We start from the raw sequence: 19,076 nt of genomic DNA, 5'->3' as shown, positions 1-19,076 counted from the left end.
AAGATTTGGTAATAATATTTTTTTAATCATATTTATGTAATAAAATAGGTAGAAAAGAAGTGCTTATTTCAAAACGAGCTAGTTGATTTCAATAAAAATGTAAAAAAGTAGATTATATTCTTAGATTTCGTGCGAAATATAATTTTGTGTTGTACTTTTGCGGGAAATTTCAAATAAATGACTCGAAAAAATAGTAATCCGGATAAAACTGTGGATGTTGTGCTGATTGGGGCAGGTATAATGAGTGCTACTTTAGGTATGTTGCTCAAGGAACTTCAGCCGGATATCACTATCGAAATTTTTGAAAGATTAGATGTGGCAGCGGCTGAAAGTTCAGACGCCTGGAACAATGCAGGTACGGGGCACTCTGCCTTTTGTGAATTGAACTATACACCTCAATCAGCTGATGGATCTGTTGATACTAAAAAGGCTGTTTCAATAGCAGAATCATTTGAGGTATCTAAGCAGTTTTGGGCTTTCCTTGTGAAAAGCAAACTGGTAGATAAACCTGAAACATTTATAAAAAGCATCCCACACGTGAGTTTTGTATGGGGTGAAAAAAATGTTGATTTCTTGCAGAAGCGTTTTGAAAAACTACAGGAAAGTGATTTGTTTAAAGGAATGGTTTATTCTGAAGATACGGAGTTGCTTAAAGAATGGATGCCTTTGGTGATGCAAGAACGTAGTTCGGCTGATAAAGTTGCTGCAACAAGAATGGAATTGGGAACCGATGTTAATTTTGGTGCCCTAACCAGGATGATGTTCAATAAACTACAATGCAGACCTGACGTACAACTTCATTTTCATCACGATGTGAAAAAGCTTAAGCAAAAAAATGGCTTATGGGATGTGAAGGTTAAGGATGAGACTACCGGTCAAAAAAGAGTAGTAAAGGCAAAGTTTGTATTTATTGGTGCTGGTGGTGGTTCTTTACCATTGCTTGAAAAAGCAGGCATACCAGAAGGTAATGGTTTTGGTGGTTTCCCGGTAAGCGGCCAATGGCTTAAGTGTGTAAACCCTGAGATTATTGAACAACACAATGCAAAAGTATATGGAAAAGCTTCGGTAGGTGCGCCACCGATGTCTGTACCACATTTAGATACGAGAATGATCGACGGGAAAAAGGCGTTGCTTTTTGGACCGTATGCAGGTTTTTCTACCCGCTTTTTAAAACATGGCTCATTGCTGGATCTTCCTTTATCTATTAAAGCGAATAATATCCGTCCAATGATCTCGGCAGGATTAGATAATTTACCGTTAACCAAGTATCTGATCAACCAGGTTCGTCAATCTCCTGAAGATCGCATGGCTGCCTTAAGAGAATATTTCCCAGGAGCAAAAATGGAAGATTGGGAATTGGAAACTGCCGGTCAGCGTGTACAAGTAATTAAAAAGGATGAAAAGCACGGTGGTATCCTTGAGTTTGGTACCGAAGTGGTAACTGCGGCTGATGGCTCTATTGCAGCATTGTTAGGCGCTTCGCCAGGTGCTTCTACAGCGGTTTCAATTATGATTTCATTAATGGAACGTTGCTTTGCAGATCAAATTGATACACCTGAGTGGCAGCAAAAGCTTAAACAGATGATCCCTTCTTATGGTGAATCATTAGATGGTAATTCGCAATTAACGGATAATATCAGAGCGCAAACAACGCATGCGCTAGGATTAAATTACGGATTGAATTAGTCATCCTTATGATATTGAAAAGGCCATCTTGCAAACAAGATGGCCTTTTTTATTGTATATTTAAGAGAAATGCTAAATCTTAAATAAAATCGTATGCCCCGTTGGTCTAAAATTACACTCAAAGTCTTGGCAGCCCTTGTCGCAGTAATCTTTCTTATTTATGTTGGGTTGGCAATTTATGTAAGCGCCAATCAAAAAAAGTTGCTGGCTAGAATTACCGAACAGCTCAACCAAAATATCAGTGGTACGATGACGATCGGCAGTATGAATCCCACTTTTCTTAAGGGATTTCCGGGTGTATCCTTGAGCCTTAAAAATGTAATTCTTAAAGATAGCCTCTGGGAAAATCATAAGCACAGCCTGCTGGAGGCAAAAGATTTTGATGTTTCCGTAAATGTATTGGGGCTTTTAGGCGGTCATGTCGATATAGAAAAAATAGGCATTAACAATTCTACTATTTACTTATTTACGGATAGCAATGGCTATAGTAATACAGCAGCTTTTAAGAAGAAAGCGCAACAAGATCAATCTGCAGGGAAGGGATCAGTTCCTACTCAAATCAGAAACATCATTTTGAATAATGTAGATTTTAAGGTTGACAATAGAAAAGGTCATAAACTTTTTCATTTTGTAGTAGATGAGCTGAGTGGGAAAATAGATTATCCATTACTTGGTGGCTGGGATGTAGATGTCAAATTGAAAACATTGGCAAAAAGTCTAGCCTTTAATACAGACAAGGGAAGTTTCGTAAAGGATAAGCTATTGGATGGGAGATTTAAGGTTAATTACAATGAGGAGACCCGTATTTTTGATGTAGCTCCTAATAAATTAAACATTGGTGATGATCTATTTATTATCGGTGGTAGATTTGATACTTCAAGAGAAGGGACTGATTTTACCATAGATATTGAAGCTCCTAATATCTTATGGAGAAGTGCCGCTGGTCTTCTTGCTCAAAACATAACAACGAAGCTGAATATGTTTAATCTGGATAGGCCTATCTATGTGCAATGTACCTTAAAGGGAAATATGGGCGCTGGGGGCGACCCGCTGATAAATATTAAGACCTTAGTCAAGGATAATGTATTGACTACTCCCGGTGGAGTGGTTAAGGATTGCAGCTTTAACGGCACATTTAACAATAACTATGTCAACGGAAAGGGTTTAGGTGATGCAAATTCGATCATTAAACTTTACCACTTTAAGGGAAGCTATGAAGAGATACCCTTTTTAATGGACACTGTGTTTATCAATAACCTTGAAAAGCCTATTGCCACAGGTGTTTTTAAATCACAGTTTGATATAGCAAAACTAAACAAAGTACTGGGCCAGGAAACTTTAAAATTTGGTAAAGGAACTGCAGATGTAAATCTGTCTTACACAGCGGATGTTGTGGATTTCGAACTAACAAAACCATTGATTTCGGGATCAATAGGCATAAAAAATGCTGATATCAATTATGTGCCCCGGAAGCTTAATTTTAGCAATACAGCTATTCAGCTAAACTTTACAAATAATGACCTGTTTATAAAGAACATTCGTTTGCAAAGTGGTAAAAGTGTTGTTTTTATGGATGGGGTGGTGCGTAATTTTCTAAATCTATATTATACTGCACCTGAAAAGATTTTACTTACCTGGCAGATTCGCAGTCCACAGATACATTTGGCAGAATTTATTGGTTTTCTGGGTAGTAGGGGGCGGTCGGCCAAAGCAAGAGCTAGAAATGTAAAGCGAACTACCTTATCTGAAGATTTGAATGCTGTATTCGAGAAAAGTAATGTGAATATGCATTTGAGTGTAGATAAAGTTTATTACAACAAGTTTTTGGCCACCAATGCCATTGCTGATTTACAACTTTCTGAATCGGGTATTGCTATTAAAAATGTTGGCTTTAAACATGCTGGCGGTACGCTTAAGCTCAATGGGAAAATTACCCAAAAAGGAACCTTAAACAGGTTTAATGTAAACGCTATTTTAAGCAATGTAGATATCAAACATTTCTTTTATTCGTTTGATAATTTTGGGCTGACGAGCCTTACTTCAAAGAACCTAAAGGGCTATCTGTTTTCCAAAACAAACATTTCCGGAGGGATTACTGATCAAGGTAAGCTGGTGACCAGTTCTATGGTCGGTAACCTGGTGTTTGACCTTAAGAAAGGGGCGCTACTTAATTTTGATCCCATCATCAATGTCGGTAAATTTGCTTTTCCTTTCAGGGACTTAAATCACATTACATTTGATAACCTGAATGGTAAATTTGATATTCGTGGACAAAAGATCACGATCAGCCCCATGCAAATCAATTCTAGTTTGTTAAATATGGATGTTGCCGGTGTTTATTCTCTATCTACCGGTACAAATATAGCGATTGATGTACCGCTCCGAAACCCTAAAAAAGATGCTGATATTACCGATCCTGCTGAGAAAAAAGCCCGGCGTATGAAAGGTATTGTTTTGCATTTATTGGCCACGGATGGTGAGGACGGAAAGGTCAAAATTAAGTTAAATCTATAAAATCTATCAATTATCCTCCTGTTTATTTCACAGATAGGCGGATAATTGCCTATTTTCGGGTTTTCATTACAAATTAGACCCAGAACCACAATGAACAAGCCAATACTTGTTTTGAAATTAGGCACAGCCTCCATAACCACTGAAAAGGGAGAGCTTGATGAATTGGTAATTGCAGATGTTGCCAGACAGGTAGCAGAAGTTGCAAAAGATTACCGATTAATACTTGTTTCATCTGGCGCTGTAGGCGCCGGCAAAAAATACATCAAAAACTATAAAGGAAAGATTTCTGAGCGTAAAGCTGCCGCTTCAATCGGCAATCCTTTACTATTGAATACTTACAGCAAACATTTTCTTCCCTACGGTATATGTATTGCGCAAAGTCTTTGTGAGCGTCAACATTTCTCTAACAGGAAGCAATTTTTGCAATTGAAGGAAACCTACGAGGAGTTATGGAAAAATGATGTGATTCCTATTGCCAATGAAAATGATGTAGTGAGTAGTTTGGAGTTAAAGTTTTCGGACAATGATGAGCTTGCTACTTTATTGGGGGTAGGTTTTGGTGCTTCAGTAATTTTATTGGGCACTTCAGTTCCGGGGGTATTGGATAGAGACGGTAAAGTGATCGATAGAATTGAAAGTATAAACGATGATATATTCTCATTGGCCGATAAGGGAAAATCAGATTTAGGTTTAGGGGGAATGATCTCTAAATTAACCTTTGCTCACCTGGCCTCGACCATGGGGATTAAGGTTGTTATATTTGGCGTACGCACGCCAGATGGCATCAGTAAAGCTGTTCAGGAAAAAACGGGTACGGTTTGTATCCCTAAAGACTGCAGTATTTCGGCAAGGAATAAATGGTTGGCTAGTGGCAGTTTGGTTACCGGTCGCATCATGGTTGACGACGGTGCTTGTGAAGCGATTAGAAACCGTAAAAGTTTACTTGCTGTAGGTGTTCTGTCTGTTATCGAGAAGTTTAGTGATGGAGAGATCTTCGAAATCACGGATGCTCAAGACAACATCGTCGCAGTTGCGCGTGCTAAAACATCATCAGAAGCAATTATTAAAGACTCAAAACAACGTAATCTTGAAATCGCAAACGCGAGTGATATTGTAATATTATAAATAATGGAATCAATTCAACAACAGTTAATTAATGCGAAAAAGGCTCAATACTCAATTTCTTCGCTAAGTGATCAGGGAAAGCAAGACCTGATCAATGATTTGTCTGTGCTCGTTAAAGCGCAGTCGGCAGAGATTATTGCCGAAAATCTTAAGGATCTAGAAAGAATGCCTGTATCAGACCCCAAAAGAGATCGCCTGTTGTTGAATGAAGCTAGAATACTAGATCTTGCCACAAGTCTTAATGATGTTGCGAATCTTGATGATCCGACGAATAAGATTCTTTCAGAAAATACACTGGCAAATGGCCTTTTTATCCAAAAGAAGACAGTTCCACTTGGTGTTGTAGGTGTGATTTACGAGTCGAGACCTAATGTAACTATTGATGTTGCTGCTTTGTGCATCAGGTCTGGTAATGTATGCTTATTACGTGGTGGACAGGATGCGTATCATACCAATTTATTTATTGTTTCTTTAATTCAACGTGTTTTAACTGAACATGGTTTAGATAAGAATGTGGTACAGCAACTTCCTGGCGATAGGAAGTATATTTTAGACATTTTACAGGCCGAAAAATATATAGATGTGATCATTCCACGTGGCTCAAATCAACTGATCGAATTTGTGCGTAAAAACGCCTTGGTTCCGGTTATAGAAACTGGGGCGGGTGTTTGCCATACTTATATCGAAAAAACCGCAAAACTTGCTGAAGCTGCGGCTATAGTGGTTAATGCAAAAGTGTCCAGACCATCGGTATGTAATGCATTAGATACCATCGTGGTGGATAGTGCCGTTGTAGAGCCATTTCTTAATCTAGTGGCACCTTTATTAGCTGGATACGATGTAGAAATATTTGCCGATGAGCGTGCCTTCCCAATTCTGGAACAATTGAACTATCCTCAGGTTAATAAAGCTACACCGGAAGATTTTGGAAGAGAGTTTCTCGATTTTAAATGTTCGGTAAAGGTTGTGGACAATGAAGATGAGGCTTTATCACATATTGCTAATTTCTCTTCAAAACATTCTGAAGCCATTGTGACGGAAGACTTGGTTAAGGCTGAGCGTTTTTTAAATGAAGTTGACGCAGCTGTGGTTTATTTGAATGCATCAACCAGGTTTACAGATGGACAAGTCTTCGGTCTGGGGGCTGAAATCGGTATCTCTACTCAAAAGCTTCATGCACGAGGACCATTTGCACTCGAAAAACTGGTTACCGAGAAATGGGTAGTTAAGGGTGAGGGACAAGTTCGCTAATCTATTAATTTTCAGTAGTATGCCTGCGATATAATTCCCCTATTTGGGTAATTAATACATCAGTTAATTTGATGTTGTAACACGAAAATGCCTTGGTGTAATCGCATTCAACTGCGCTTTTTTGGCTTGAATTTTGAAAATAATTGTTGTGGATTCCACCACAAATAATTAAACGCAAGCACTTGAGATCAGACAGCCTACTTAGAATGCTTGAAGTAATAGACGATTACGCTATTCTCTTTTTAGACAGGCATGGAAATGTTGAGAATTGGAATAAAGAAGCGGAGAAGATTAAAGGATATACGGCCGAAGAAATTATCGGGCATAATATCAATGTGTTCTATAGTGAAGAAAGCCGGAGGAATAAATTACCTGAATTACTTATTGAAGAAGCCAGACTAAGAGGTAGAGCACAACATGAAGGATGGCGCGTTAGAAAGGGCGGTGAACTGTTTTGGGCATTCGTTACTATTTCTGCAATCTATGGTGATCAGCGTGAGGTGGTGGGCTATTCTAAATTCATCAGGGATCTTACCGCCAAGCGACAGATGGAGAAGACCACAGAAGAGTATGCCCGTGAGTTGGAAATCAAAAACAAGGAGCTAGAGCAATTCGTCTATATCGCTTCTCATGATTTACAGGAACCCTTACTGACTGTTAAAAACTTCGTAGAACTGTTTAAGGACGAGTATAAAGACGTTTTTGATGACAATGCAAGGCTATACCTTCAATTTATAGATCGTTCTACAGAGCGCATGCGCAATCTGATTAAGGGCTTACTTGACTATGCAAGACTAGGTGGACACCAAGTTAAAACACTTGTGGATTGTAACTTGCTTATGGATAGTTTACAGAATGATCTGTTTAGTAGTATAACTGCTGCTGAGGCTACAATTACCTATAAAGATCTGCCTATTGTTTACGGTTTTGAAACTGCATTGAGACAGCTTTTTCAAAATTTGTTAAGCAACTCTTTAAAATTTAAAATGCCAGGAGTACCACCGCAAATTGACATCTCTGTAGCTGCTCATGATAATTTCTGGCATTTTGAATTTAAGGACAATGGAATTGGGATTGAGCCCTGTTATAAGGAGAAGGTGTTCGTCATGTTTCAGCGCTTACATAATGTAGCCGATTATGAAGGCTACGGCATTGGTCTTTCTCATTGTAAGAAGATTGTGGAGTTACACGGTGGAAAAATTTCGGTTGAATCTGTTTTAAACGAAGGGAGTTCTTTCAACTTCACGTTACGGGTGTAAACTAAAGCAAGACAAAATAATTGATTAGAATAAAAGAAATATATATTAATGAAAAGATATAAGGATCTTGATTGTGTATTATTAGTTGATGATGACATCTCTACAAATTTCATCCATCGCAGGATTGTGGAGAATACTAAGATAAATGTAGATGTGAAAGAAATTTCGTCTGCAAAAGAAGCTTTGGATTATTTAACTTATTCGGGGAAGTACGAGAATATGGAACATGCTCCAAAGGCGGGTATCATATTTTTAGATATCAATATGCCGGGTATGAATGGTTGGGACTTTATTGCCGAGTACAAAAAACTGGATCAAAAGCATAAGGCTAGAATTGTGGTGGTTATGCTTACGACTTCTCTTAATCCAGATGATGAGCAGCATGCAGCAAATGTTGAAGAGATTGCCACTTATCTGCATAAGCCTCTAAACATGGAGGCTTTTGCACAAATCGCTGATAAGTATTTCGAAGTTATAGATGAGGAATGATCCTGAGGTAATTAAACCTCAAGATCATTCATTACTGCCTTAATCTTTTCGCCAAGTTTGGCGTCAGTTTCTTTAAAGCCTGCTTTATCCTTTAATGGTGCATTTACACTGCAATAGAACTTAATCTTAGGTTCTGTTCCCGAAGGTCTTGCAGAAACGATACTGCCATCTTCGGTTATAAACTGCAATACATCAGATTTAGGTAATTCCAGTCCTGTTTTTACACCAGATATTATATCTGTTTGTACACCAAGTTCGTAATCTTTCAGGGTTTTAATTTTCGAACCCCCTAAAGTAGCAGGAGGGTTGTTTCTAAATTTCTCCATCATGGCTTTAATGTCTTCTGCACCAGTCTTGCCTTTTTTAGTGATGGATACCAGTTCTTCTTTATATAAACCGTATTCTACATACATATCCAATAAAGCATTGTATAGACTGCTACCTTTATCTTTATAGAAGGCCGTCATTTCTGCAATAAAGGCGCAAGAAATTACCGCATCTTTATCTCTCACTAAATCACCAATCAGGTAGCCATAGCTTTCCTCACCGCCACCTATAAAGGTTTTCTTGCCTTCAAGCTGGGTCATTATCTGGCCAATCCATTTAAAGCCAGTCAGTGTATTGTAGTAAGTTACATTTTTAGCTTCAGCAATGGCTTCTATTAAATTAGAAGTTACAATGGTTTTTACGATGTATTCGTTACCCGTAAGCTTTCCTTTTTCCTGCCATGCAGTTAGCAGGTAGTTGATCAGTAAGCTGCCGGTTTGGTTTCCATTTAACAATACAAACTCTCCGTCGTTATTTTTCACAGCTATCCCTACACGGTCTGCATCAGGGTCTGTCGCCAAAACTAAATCAGCATCTATTTCCTGTGCTTTTTTCAAAGCCAATGTAAGCGCGTCTTTTTCCTCTGGATTTGGGTAGATTACCGTAGGGAAGTTACCATCTGGTTTACTTTGTTCCTCAACAACTGTTAAGTTGGTAAAGCCAAATTGTTCCAATGCTTTAGGAACCAGGGTGATTCCTGTACCATGGATAGGGGAGTAAACTATTTTAAGATCCTTTTGACGGGAAATTGCTTCTGGTGATACAGATAGTGCAGTTATTTTGTCCAGATATAACTGATCAATTTCTTCGCCAATTAGTTCAATATTACTATCTACACGGTCAAATTTAACGGCATCAATACTTTTGATTTTTGCTACTTCATCCATCACCATACTGTCATCTGGCGAAGTGAACTGTCCACCATCAGCACCATAAGCTTTATAGCCATTGTATTCTTTAGGGTTGTGAGAGGCGGTAAGCATTACCCCACTTTTACAGCCTAAATGACGGATAGCGAAGGATAATTCTGGAGTAGGTCTTAAAGCCGAAAAGAAATAAACATGTATGCCATTTGCCGAAAATACATCGGCTGTAATCTTAGCAAAATAGTCAGAATTGTTACGACTGTCGTGCGCAATAGCTACTTTAATCTTTTCCCCCGGGTATTTATTGTTCAGGTAATTAGATAAACCCTGCGTTGCAGTCCCAATCGTATATTTATTGATCCTGTTAGATCCTGAGCCCATTATTCCTCTTAATCCTCCAGTTCCAAACTCCAGACTTCTGTAAAAAGAGTCCGTAAGTTCGGTGTAAGCTTCCTTATCTAAAAGGCCTTGTATCTCTTCTTTTGTGTTTTTATCGTAATTACCGTTAAGCCATTCGTTTATGGTGCTTAAAGTAGCTTGTTCTAACTGCATATATTGTCCTTCCAAATTTTATTTTGTCTATTTTGCCTTTATTAGACGTGTTTTACTTAAATTCACGCCCAATTACAAGTATATGACCATTTTGGTTAAAATTGAAATACTTGAAGCAAATAAATATAGCTATTTATACAGCTTTTAACCTTTAAAAATTAAATAAACCGAAAATGAGACAGTTAGGCTTTGCCTGGGGTTTCAAAATTATTAACAACAACAACGAATTATGAAAGTATTAAAGTTTGGAGGCACTTCTGTAGGAAGCCCTGAGCGCATGAAAAAATTGTTGGATATCATCAATCCAGCAGAAGAACAAATTGTCGTATTGTCGGCCGTGTCCGGTACTACCAATAGTTTAGTAGAGATTTCAGCCAAACTTTTAAAGGAAGATAAACAGGTTGCGTTAAGCTTAATTAACGCATTGCACCAAAAATATAATGAGTTTGTAATCGAACTTTTAACTGCAGGTGAGTTTCGCGAGCAAGGACAGGAAGTTGTAGATTATCATTTCAACTTTTTAAGTACTTTGGCCAATGATATCTTTACACCAGTTGAAGAGAAAGTGATATTGGCTCAAGGCGAATTGTTATCTACTACCTTATATCATATCTATTTAAAATCTATCGGTGTACCATCAGTATTGCTTCCTGCATTGGATTTTATGAAAATTGATGAGGATAACGAACCTGATGTGCCTTATGCGACTAAGCATTTGAAACCGATACTAGATCAGCATACAGACAATAAGTTATTCATTACTCAAGGTTTTATTTGTAGAAATAGTTTTGGCGAGGTCGATAACCTGCGTCGTGGTGGCAGTGATTATACTGCATCGTTAATTGGTGCCGCAATTTTAGCTGAAGAGGTTCAGATCTGGACGGATATTGATGGTATGCATAATAACGATCCTAGGATTGTAAAAGGTACCAAACCAATTTCACACCTTTCGTTTGATGAGGCTGCGGAGCTGGCTTATTTTGGTGCTAAGATCTTGCATCCACAATCGGTTTTCCCAGCACAGAAATACAAAATCCCGGTTAGGTTATTGAATACCATGGAGCCAGGCGCTGCCGGAACGTTGATCTCTACAGAAAGTGAAAAGGGAAAGATTAAATCTATCGCTGCAAAAGATGGAATTACCGCTATTAAAATCCAGTCGAGTCGTATGTTGTTGGCTTATGGATTTTTAAGAAAGGTATTTGAAATCTTTGAAAGATATAAAACACCAATCGACATGATCACTACTTCAGAAGTAGCCATCTCCTTAACGATTGATTTTACAGATAATCTGGAGAAGATCGTTGAAGAATTACATGACTTTGGTTCTGTGGAAATAGATGCGGATCAGTCGATCGTTTGTGTAGTTGGTGATTTTAGTGCCGAGAAACATGGTTATGCTGCTCGTGTATTGGATTCGATTAAACACATCCCATTAAGAATGATCTCTTATGGTGGAAGTAATTATAACATTTCGTTACTAATCAATACTACAGATAAAACTGAGGCTTTAAAAAGTTTGCACAATAGGTTGTTTGAATAAGAAGAGGCGGATCACCGTCTTCTTATCCATACCAGGATACCAATAGCAACAAAGATGAGTATGATAAAGAACCTGATTCTTCTGTCATACTCTTTTTTACTGATCTTATTATTTCTAAGATCTAAATTGTTGCCGATGTAAATTAAGCTGAGTACAACTAAAAAAAATATAACAAGATATTTGAACATTATGTTTTCTAATAAAGATATATCACACTTCGCAAACTTAGAAACACCATTCTATTATTACGATTTGAGTTTGCTACAGGATACTTTAAATACCTGCGCAGACGCCGCTAAGTTATACAATTTTCATGTGCACTATGCCATGAAGGCGAATTTCAACCAAACCGTTTTGCAAAAGATTAAGGCAGTAGGTTTTGGTGCTGACTGCGTGAGTGGGGGGGAAGTAACTAAAGCTATTGAATTGGGTTTTGATAAGAACCAGATTGTTTTTGCTGGAGTAGGGAAGTCAGACAAGGAAATTAATTATGCTTTAGATCAGGATATATTCTGTTTCAATGTAGAATCTGTTCAGGAGCTGGAAGTGATTAATGAGCTGGCTGCAAAAAAAGGCAAAGTAGCAAGAGTGGCCATCCGTATCAACCCAAATGTTGATGCACATACCCATCATAACATTACCACTGGCTTAGATGAGAATAAGTTTGGTGTAAATGCCTGGGATTTGCCACAATGCGCAGAAACCTTAAGAGCTTCAGCAAATATTGAATTTATAGGCATACACTTTCATATAGGCTCTCAGATCACTAACCTTGATGTTTATAAAAACCTATGTGTACGCGTAAACGAGTTTGCTTTATGGTTCGAAGAAAGAGGTTTTACCGTTAAGGTGTTAAATGTTGGCGGTGGTTTAGGTATCGACTACCATAACCCTGATCATCAAATCCCTGATTTTAAAAGTTACTTTAAGATATTCTCTGAATTTCTGGAAATTAAAACTGGACAGGAAGTACATTTTGAATTGGGAAGAGCTATAGTTGGTCAGTGCGCCTCCTTGATCAGCAGAGTTTTATACGTGAAGAACGGAAAGAAAAAGAACTTTGTGATATTAGATGCGGGTATGACTGAATTGATGCGTCCGGCTTTGTATCAAGCTTATCATAAAATTGAAAACCTAACCAGAGGTAACGAATTTGCTTTAAAATATGATATCGTAGGGCCGATTTGCGAAAGCACAGATTGCTTCGGTAAAGAGGTAGAGCAACCGGAAAGTTTTAGAGGTGACTTTTATGCCATCAGGAGTGCAGGTGCTTACGGAGAAGTTATGGCTTCGAAATATAACCTTCGTGACGAAATCAGATCAGTCTATTCTGAAGGCTAATCTGATTTCATCATAAAGCTAAACAGCTCAGGTAAATTAAAAGGAATAACCTAAAGATAATTTACTTGAGCTGTTTAAGTTTCCAGACAATTCATAAGAGAAAGAAAAGTTGTTCAGCTTTAGGTAGTAATTGAATGACTTTGCTATAGATGGAGTGGTTATTGTTCTATCGAAGCTATTAGTAAGACCAGGTGTACCTCCTATAAATACCCGGAAGGAATGCTGGATATTTTTGTTCCTGCTACCATGAAAGATAATTTCTGAGGACAAGCCTGTCGTCCACACATCGATTTTATTAGATATATATGAATTGGTGTAATTTCCCGCTCCATATTTTTCTTTCCTGAAATCAGCATAACTTCCCATTTCTCTGCTAATTGAATTTTCCCAATTGATAACTCTGAAATTGGTATTTCCTGTACTCGACAAAACTTGATAACCAATACTTGTCTTTAAACCTATACCACTTATGTTTTTATTAAATGAAGGAATGTAATTCTTCCTGTCATCTGGATCGGAGATTTCAGCAATCTTATGACTGGCTTCACCTAGATAACCGAAAATACCATATGCAAAATTGAAGGATTTGTAAGTATGTCCACGGTGTAGGTTTAACATGCCCATCGCAAAGCTGATTGCATTTTCTGGAGAAGCTGAACCAATAAAACTACCGGTAATGTAAGTTTGTGCTGGTTTATAGTCATCCGCCATGGGCCTAGCCATATAGCCCATATTGTTTCCGGATATTGCAGGTGATAGATATGATCTACTGCAAGAACTGAAACCCAATGCTACACAAAGCAGCATTGGGAATGTTATTTTTTTCATGAAGATTAATTGTTATTTAATAATGGAATTGCTCATTTGTTATTAGTCTTCAAAGAAGTCTAATAAGCCACCTAGATAGTACTCGTCTAAACCTTGGGTAAAATCGTCGAAATCCTCATCGGGTATATTAGTTTGTACAAATTCCAATGATGTTCCTCTCTTATCCTCGTGCAATTTGATGGTTACTATTGAGGGTTCGCTTTCTTCTCCAAAATACCACTGTTGCACTATTTTCTTTCCGTATTCGAATTCGAGGTTCTTGCCCACAATATCACCATCCCAAAAAGAAAACTCCGTTCCCGGTTCTTCTGTAAATTCAACCTCAGCACCAGTCCACAACTTAATACTTTGCGCCTTGGTCATCGCTAGATATACTTCTTCAGGAGAAGCAGGGATCTGATAATACTTTTTAAAATTTTTCATGATTGTTGATGTCCGAATTGCTTACAGGTGCTTGATCATTTATTGATTCCTCTTCAATAATTGTTTCAACCCGCTCTGTAAATAATTGATCATTGTTTTTTTTAATTATTGCGCTTTTCCATTCTATTTCAGGATAGCTAAAAACAAAAGTTTCCTTTACTTGTTCCGATCGCTGTAAATACAATATCCAGGCAAAACTAATGGTTATTGAAATAAATACATTGATAGATTCATTTGCATCTGCAAATGGTGTCTTATTGGAATATGCAATTAGCATCCCTGAAATAAAATCAATTACTGTAAAAGTAATGAAACCTATTGAAAAGTTTATGTAAAGGCGGGGAAAGCGCTCTCTTTTGTTGAAAAATAGGATGATACATAGTATAGCAGCAGCAATTAATAATGCAAAGCCTACACTTTCTATAATGAACAGTCCTTTGATCAGGTATTCATACTTTAGCGTAGCAATACCATCCCAAATGCTACCATTAAAATAACCCAGAGAAAATAGTTTGTAAGCAAGTCCAATTGGTAATGTGATCATCCTTATGGCCAGGAGAATCAACCAACCGCTTATAGGCTGTGCATACTCAATTCTTTCGAGGTCAAATGGAGCACTTTGTTTATAAAGGCCCATAAAGTATAAACCTGAAATTATAAAGGTCAGTATAAAAGCAACCAGCGTATATGGATTAACGTCTAATGTAGGATCGATAACTTTTCGATCTACATAATAGGTTAAATATTCAGAGATTTTTTCTCTATCCTTTACGTATTTTTTTATGTTAGAACCCTCAATATACGCTTTAAGATTACGCAACTTATAATGGAAGGTTTGTGTTTTTCCTAATTGGCTACGATTCAATTCAAAAGAGTATTGATCGTTTTCCAGTTTAAATTCACCATTACTTCTTTTCGACTCAAAAGGCATTTCAGCAGTGATGATTTGCTCAAGGTCGGTCGGGAATTTTAATAACAAAGGGGCCGGACGGTTTTTTGCCGCAACTTTTTGCAATTGATGACGAATCAGGTCGCCATAAAATGCTACATATTTTTCACCTGTTTTAGTGTCTTCTTCCCAAATGTCATTGATTTTATAACTTTCAGTTACTTCAATCGTATTTGTTTGTTCATTATCACTAAATTTTAAAGGTTGGTCGACCTCAATATCGGTATAGAGGTCAGCATAATATTCCGCATAAGATTTTTCAATTTCAGCGGCCCCTGATTCCGCAAGTTCCTGCCGCATATTATTGGCATAGTTGCCTGTGTATGTTGTTTTGATAAGCAGGGTAGATGCCTTATCCGATAAGGTATCAGCTATATTGAACTTAAGATGAGCGATCTGTTTGCCTGCGGCTGTGGTTCTAATTTGCTCCAAAGCATTGTTTCCTTTTTTCAAAACCAGGGCATAACCATAATTTGGAAAATAAAGTTCTTTAAATTTACCACGTTGATAAGAGATGGTTGGATCTATCCAGGTTTTTACTTTTTTCCGATCTACCATCACCACCACATGATTGAATACGAATGGACTTGGTAAATATTCGTTGGTTTTTATGGTACTATAGGTATCAACATAGGCACTATAGGCCTCAATTCCTTTTGCTTTTAATAAATGCACAAGTAGTAAAGATTTATCTTTACAATCGCCATAGCGTTGCGTTATTACCTTTTCCGGAGAATTTGGGCGATGGGAGTATATACCCATTTCAATGCCCATATACCTGATTTCATCTTGAGCGAATCGGATTGTTGATTCAATATACTTTGTCGTATCTGCACCAGCTTTTTTCCATAGCTCTTCTGTTTTTTTATTCAGTAAAGGAGTTTTAATATTGCTATAGTCATTCACACTAAGCCCCCAATTTACTACCTCATTCCAATTCTTGTATTCGGTGAATTGCGTTCTTTTCTCTGTGTTGTACCAGGATGGTTCAAAGTCTGCAACACGGGATGTCTTCGTTAACTTACTTTCCCATTCATACATTTTTAAACCATCTTTTTCAGTGATCTTAGGTTTATCATTGAAATTGAAGTTTTTAAGGCTTAAGTTTCTTTTCTTATCAAATATCAGATTGTTGTAAAGGTGACCAATACTGCTCGATCCTTCAAAATAAATCGTAGCTGCTAATTTCTTCCCATATATTGGATTACTTCCTTTAACTGTATAAGCGTACTCTATGCGGTCACCCTTTCTAATGTCGTTTAATAATAAAAATGCATCATATGTACCTCGATAAATGAATTTCGAAAGGTCTTTTTCTTTTTGTAGAATTTTAAACTTATTTGTGATAAGTTGATCAAGAGGCTGATTGTCTCGCCAAACGATCACTTTATGTAATACAAGCTTTTGGAATCCTGGATCGTATGTGATCGATATTTGAGATGCGTTTTGCACTCCGGCATCAGAAACTATTTCCCTAATGAGATGTGTATATTCTTCGTCTAGTTCAGCATGGGTTTGATTCTCATATAAAGCCAAAAAATAACCATCTAATATGTCCTTTGCTTTAGGCTTTAAGCCCTGACTGTTGAGTTTAACAATCCAGAGTGGATCCTTGCGGTCTATAGAAAAATTCTTCCCCTGACTAAAAGCAGATAGAGTAACCAAGGATAGATTAAGTACAAAAAACGCTTTTAAAAAGCAAATTGAGAGCGCCCTGAACCGCATAGTTTAAATGTTAAGTCGTTAATTTAGTTGATTATTTAAACGCATTTAATCCGGTTACGTCCATTCCGGTTATTAGTAAATGTATATCATGTGTCCCTTCATAGGTCACTACTGATTCTAAGTTCATCATGTGGCGCATGATCGAGTATTCGCCGGTTATACCCATACCACCTAACATTTGTCTGGCGTTTCTGGCTACATCCAAGGCAATTTCAACACTGTTTCTTTTAGCCATTGATATTTGTTCCGGTGTTGCCCTGTTTTCACTTTTAAGCACACCTAAGCGCCATACTAAAAGCTGAGCTTTTGTAATTTCAGTGATCATCTCAGCCAGCTTTTTTTGCTGTAACTGGAAGCCGCCAATAGGTTTTCCAAATTGCATACGCTCTTTTGAATAACGCAAAGCGGTATCGTAACAATCCATTGCTGCACCCAGGGCCCCCCAGGCAATACCATAGCGGGCCTGATTTAAACAGCCTAGTGGACCTTTTAATCCGGTAATATCAGGGAAGATGTTCTCTTTTGGAACCTTCACATTGTCAAACACAAGCTCACCTGTAGCCGAAGCCCTTAGGCTCCATTTACCATGAGTTTCTGGTGTGGTAAAGCCTTCCATACCACGTTCTACAACCATCCCCCTTATTTTGCCCGATTCATCCTTTGCCCATACCACTGCGATATCTGCAAAAGGGGCGTTAGAGATCCACATTTTTGCACCGTTTAACAAATAATGATCGCCCTTATCTTTAATATTGGTTACCATTCCGCTTGGGTTCGATCCATGGTCAGGTTCAGTTAAGCCAAAGCAGCCCATCAGTTCACCTGTGGCCAGTTTCGGTAGGTATTTGCGACGTTGCTCTTCGGTGCCATAAGCAAATATAGGGTACATCACCAACGAACCTTGTACGGAAGCTGTAGATCTGATTCCAGAATCTCCACGTTCAATTTCCTGCATCAATATGCCATAAGCCATATAATCTAAACCAGCACCACCATATTCCACAGGAATGGTAGGACCGAAGGCTCCAATTTCACCCAATCCATGAATGATATGTTTTGGAAACTCAGCTCTTTGGGCATAATCTTCAATAATCGGACTTACTTCTTTTTTTACCCATTCTCTGGCTGTAGAACGAATTAGTTTATGTTCTTCAGATAGTAGTTCATCTATAAAATAGTAATCAGGGGCTTCGTAAAGATCTTTTTTCGCAGATTTGTTCATTGTTTCCTCTATATTTGGTTTAGCAATCGGCCATATATTCAAAGGTACTAATTTCGAGGTATGGCTGTTAATCCCTTATCAAAAATTAATATTACCTCATGTCCCAAGATCGTAATTATATTCAGACTGTTGCACTTAAAGATGTTAAATGTTTTGCTTTACACGGCTACTACTCGGAAGAGCAGCTGACGGGCATTTATTTTATGGTTGATGTTGTGGTAGAATTTGCACCTTTTGGTGATACTGAGAATTTACAGCATACCGTAAATTATGAGGTATTAAATACCATTATATTGGAGGAAATGGCCAAAACGCAGAAAATGCTGGAAACGGTAATCAAAAATATAATCGATCGCAGCATTGATGCTTATCCATTCGTTTTGACTGCGACTGTGGGCATAAGAAAATTAAATCCTCCTATGCCCGGCGAAGTAGGGCACTCATTTGTGCAGCTAAGTTATAAAGCTTAAGGTTATAGTTGTTCAAACGAAATCATTTTTTCCCGCTCATCTTTTGGTATTGGGAAGGAGCTTTTAGTCGCATAATTGAAAGCTACGCAAGTAGTTTTTCCTCGATTACAGATCTCTTCTTTACCGTGTACCAGTTTTACCAGTATATATTCCAGGTCGAAACTGCTATTTCCAATTCTGGATGTCCGTACATACATGCTGATCTTATCTTCTATAAAAACGGGTAAAATGTAATCTAGCGAAGCCTGAGCAATTACAACTCCGGTTTTTTTCCAGTCCCACTGTATGGCATGGTTCCAGTATTTAGCTCTGGCTATTTCCATGTAGGTAAAGTACACTGCATTGTTCACATGGCCCATCATATCGAAATCTGCAAAGCGGGTTTCTAATGCAGTTTTATACTTAAAACTGTCTAAAGTTTCGATTAAATCCGCCTTTTTGTCTTGTTCTTTAGTTTTTTTACGCCAAAATGTCTTAAAAATCATAATAAATAGGGTTGGTACAGG

Annotated in this window: 15 protein-coding genes; 9 read left to right on the top strand and 6 right to left on the bottom strand. The window is 37.8% G+C overall.

What is annotated here, in order from left to right; all coding sequences use genetic code 11:
- Nucleotides 1–177: 177 nt before the first annotated feature.
- The 6 genes from EZ444_RS20170 (at nucleotide 178) to EZ444_RS20145 (ending at nucleotide 8,324) form a co-directional block, all read left to right on the top strand.
- On the top strand, nucleotides 178–1,686 hold the full coding sequence (locus EZ444_RS20170) for a malate:quinone oxidoreductase (protein WP_131610960.1): 1,509 nt from the start codon (nucleotides 178–180) through the stop codon (nucleotides 1,684–1,686).
- Between the two features lie 93 nt (nucleotides 1,687–1,779).
- Nucleotides 1,780–4,200 carry an AsmA family protein gene (locus tag EZ444_RS20165; protein ID WP_131610959.1) on the top strand — a complete coding sequence of 807 codons (2,421 nt, stop codon included), beginning with the start codon at nucleotides 1,780–1,782 and terminating at the stop codon, nucleotides 4,198–4,200.
- A gap of 90 nt (nucleotides 4,201–4,290) precedes the next feature.
- Complete coding sequence (gene proB, locus EZ444_RS20160) at nucleotides 4,291–5,325, top strand: glutamate 5-kinase (protein ID WP_131610958.1); 1,035 nt, start codon at nucleotides 4,291–4,293, stop codon at nucleotides 5,323–5,325.
- Nucleotides 5,326–5,328: 3 nt separating this feature from the next.
- Nucleotides 5,329–6,576 (top strand): glutamate-5-semialdehyde dehydrogenase, encoded by a 1,248-nt coding sequence (locus EZ444_RS20155; protein ID WP_131610957.1) that lies wholly within the window; start codon nucleotides 5,329–5,331, stop codon nucleotides 6,574–6,576.
- Between the two features lie 182 nt (nucleotides 6,577–6,758).
- Nucleotides 6,759–7,835, top strand: a complete 1,077-nt coding sequence (locus EZ444_RS20150) for a sensor histidine kinase (protein ID WP_225874782.1) — start codon at nucleotides 6,759–6,761, stop codon at nucleotides 7,833–7,835.
- A gap of 48 nt (nucleotides 7,836–7,883) precedes the next feature.
- A complete protein-coding gene (locus EZ444_RS20145; protein WP_131610956.1) occupies nucleotides 7,884–8,324 on the top strand; it encodes a response regulator in 441 nt (146 codons plus the stop codon).
- Between the two features lie 11 nt (nucleotides 8,325–8,335).
- On the opposite strand, the gene EZ444_RS20140 is transcribed toward EZ444_RS20145, so the two are convergent.
- Entirely contained in the window at nucleotides 8,336–10,069 is a 1,734-nt protein-coding gene (locus EZ444_RS20140; protein WP_131610955.1) for a phospho-sugar mutase, read from the bottom strand.
- A 229-nt stretch (nucleotides 10,070–10,298) separates the two neighbouring features.
- Here EZ444_RS20140 and EZ444_RS20135 point away from each other — a divergent pair, with 229 nt between their 5' ends.
- On the top strand, nucleotides 10,299–11,612 hold the full coding sequence (locus tag EZ444_RS20135) for an aspartate kinase (protein WP_131610954.1): 1,314 nt from the start codon (nucleotides 10,299–10,301) through the stop codon (nucleotides 11,610–11,612).
- 189 nt (nucleotides 11,613–11,801) lie between these two features.
- On the top strand, nucleotides 11,802–12,953 hold the full coding sequence (gene lysA / locus EZ444_RS20130) for a diaminopimelate decarboxylase (RefSeq protein ID WP_131610953.1): 1,152 nt from the start codon (nucleotides 11,802–11,804) through the stop codon (nucleotides 12,951–12,953).
- A 36-nt stretch (nucleotides 12,954–12,989) separates the two neighbouring features.
- Here the strand turns inward: lysA and EZ444_RS20125 are convergent, their stop codons facing one another.
- From EZ444_RS20125 to EZ444_RS20110, 4 genes are all read right to left on the bottom strand, one after another.
- Nucleotides 12,990–13,781 carry a hypothetical protein gene (locus EZ444_RS20125; protein ID WP_131610952.1) on the bottom strand — a complete coding sequence of 264 codons (792 nt, stop codon included), beginning with the start codon at nucleotides 13,779–13,781 and terminating at the stop codon, nucleotides 12,990–12,992.
- A gap of 42 nt (nucleotides 13,782–13,823) precedes the next feature.
- Nucleotides 13,824–14,204 carry an SRPBCC domain-containing protein gene (locus EZ444_RS20120; RefSeq protein ID WP_131610951.1) on the bottom strand — a complete coding sequence of 127 codons (381 nt, stop codon included), beginning with the start codon at nucleotides 14,202–14,204 and terminating at the stop codon, nucleotides 13,824–13,826.
- Nucleotides 14,191–16,818, bottom strand: a complete 2,628-nt coding sequence (locus EZ444_RS20115) for a DUF3857 domain-containing protein (RefSeq protein WP_205945312.1) — start codon at nucleotides 16,816–16,818, stop codon at nucleotides 14,191–14,193. The genes EZ444_RS20120 and EZ444_RS20115 overlap by 14 nt, the downstream gene beginning before the upstream one ends.
- Before the next feature lie 91 nt (nucleotides 16,819–16,909).
- Nucleotides 16,910–18,100 (bottom strand): acyl-CoA dehydrogenase family protein, encoded by a 1,191-nt coding sequence (locus EZ444_RS20110; protein ID WP_131610949.1) that lies wholly within the window; start codon nucleotides 18,098–18,100, stop codon nucleotides 16,910–16,912.
- Between the two features lie 98 nt (nucleotides 18,101–18,198).
- On the opposite strand from EZ444_RS20110, the gene EZ444_RS20105 reads away from it, so the two are divergent.
- Nucleotides 18,199–18,570 carry a dihydroneopterin aldolase gene (locus EZ444_RS20105; protein WP_131610948.1) on the top strand — a complete coding sequence of 124 codons (372 nt, stop codon included), beginning with the start codon at nucleotides 18,199–18,201 and terminating at the stop codon, nucleotides 18,568–18,570.
- A 2-nt stretch (nucleotides 18,571–18,572) separates the two neighbouring features.
- On the opposite strand, the gene EZ444_RS20100 is transcribed toward EZ444_RS20105, so the two are convergent.
- On the bottom strand, nucleotides 18,573–19,055 hold the full coding sequence (locus EZ444_RS20100; RefSeq protein ID WP_131610947.1) for an acyl-CoA thioesterase: 483 nt from the start codon (nucleotides 19,053–19,055) through the stop codon (nucleotides 18,573–18,575).
- Between the last annotated feature and the right edge of the window lie 21 nt (nucleotides 19,056–19,076).

The sequence above is a fragment of the Pedobacter hiemivivus genome (genome assembly GCF_004331685.1).
Classification (GTDB): Bacteria; Bacteroidota; Bacteroidia; order Sphingobacteriales; family Sphingobacteriaceae; genus Pedobacter; species Pedobacter hiemivivus.
The sequence above is the reverse complement of the archived record's forward strand: the minus strand, read 5'-3'. Positions and strand labels throughout refer to the sequence as shown.

What these genes read in the sequence shown, in the direction of transcription:
- EZ444_RS20105 (WP_131610948.1), top strand. Translation starts at nt 18,199, where the DNA reads ATGTCCCAAGATCGTAATTATATTCAGACTGTTGCACTTAAAGATGTT.
- EZ444_RS20155 (WP_131610957.1), top strand. Translation starts at nt 5,329, where the DNA reads ATGGAATCAATTCAACAACAGTTAATTAATGCGAAAAAGGCTCAATAC.
- EZ444_RS20145 (WP_131610956.1), top strand. Translation starts at nt 7,884, where the DNA reads ATGAAAAGATATAAGGATCTTGATTGTGTATTATTAGTTGATGATGAC.
- EZ444_RS20165 (WP_131610959.1), top strand. Translation starts at nt 1,780, where the DNA reads ATGCCCCGTTGGTCTAAAATTACACTCAAAGTCTTGGCAGCCCTTGTC.
- EZ444_RS20135 (WP_131610954.1), top strand. Translation starts at nt 10,299, where the DNA reads ATGAAAGTATTAAAGTTTGGAGGCACTTCTGTAGGAAGCCCTGAGCGC.
- EZ444_RS20120 (WP_131610951.1), bottom strand. Translation starts at nt 14,204, where the DNA reads ATGAAAAATTTTAAAAAGTATTATCAGATCCCTGCTTCTCCTGAAGAA.
- EZ444_RS20100 (WP_131610947.1), bottom strand. Translation starts at nt 19,055, where the DNA reads ATGATTTTTAAGACATTTTGGCGTAAAAAAACTAAAGAACAAGACAAA.
- EZ444_RS20110 (WP_131610949.1), bottom strand. Translation starts at nt 18,100, where the DNA reads ATGAACAAATCTGCGAAAAAAGATCTTTACGAAGCCCCTGATTACTAT.
- EZ444_RS20125 (WP_131610952.1), bottom strand. Translation starts at nt 13,781, where the DNA reads ATGAAAAAAATAACATTCCCAATGCTGCTTTGTGTAGCATTGGGTTTC.
- lysA (WP_131610953.1), top strand. Translation starts at nt 11,802, where the DNA reads ATGTTTTCTAATAAAGATATATCACACTTCGCAAACTTAGAAACACCA.
- EZ444_RS20140 (WP_131610955.1), bottom strand. Translation starts at nt 10,069, where the DNA reads ATGCAGTTAGAACAAGCTACTTTAAGCACCATAAACGAATGGCTTAAC.
- proB (WP_131610958.1), top strand. Translation starts at nt 4,291, where the DNA reads ATGAACAAGCCAATACTTGTTTTGAAATTAGGCACAGCCTCCATAACC.
- EZ444_RS20170 (WP_131610960.1), top strand. Translation starts at nt 178, where the DNA reads ATGACTCGAAAAAATAGTAATCCGGATAAAACTGTGGATGTTGTGCTG.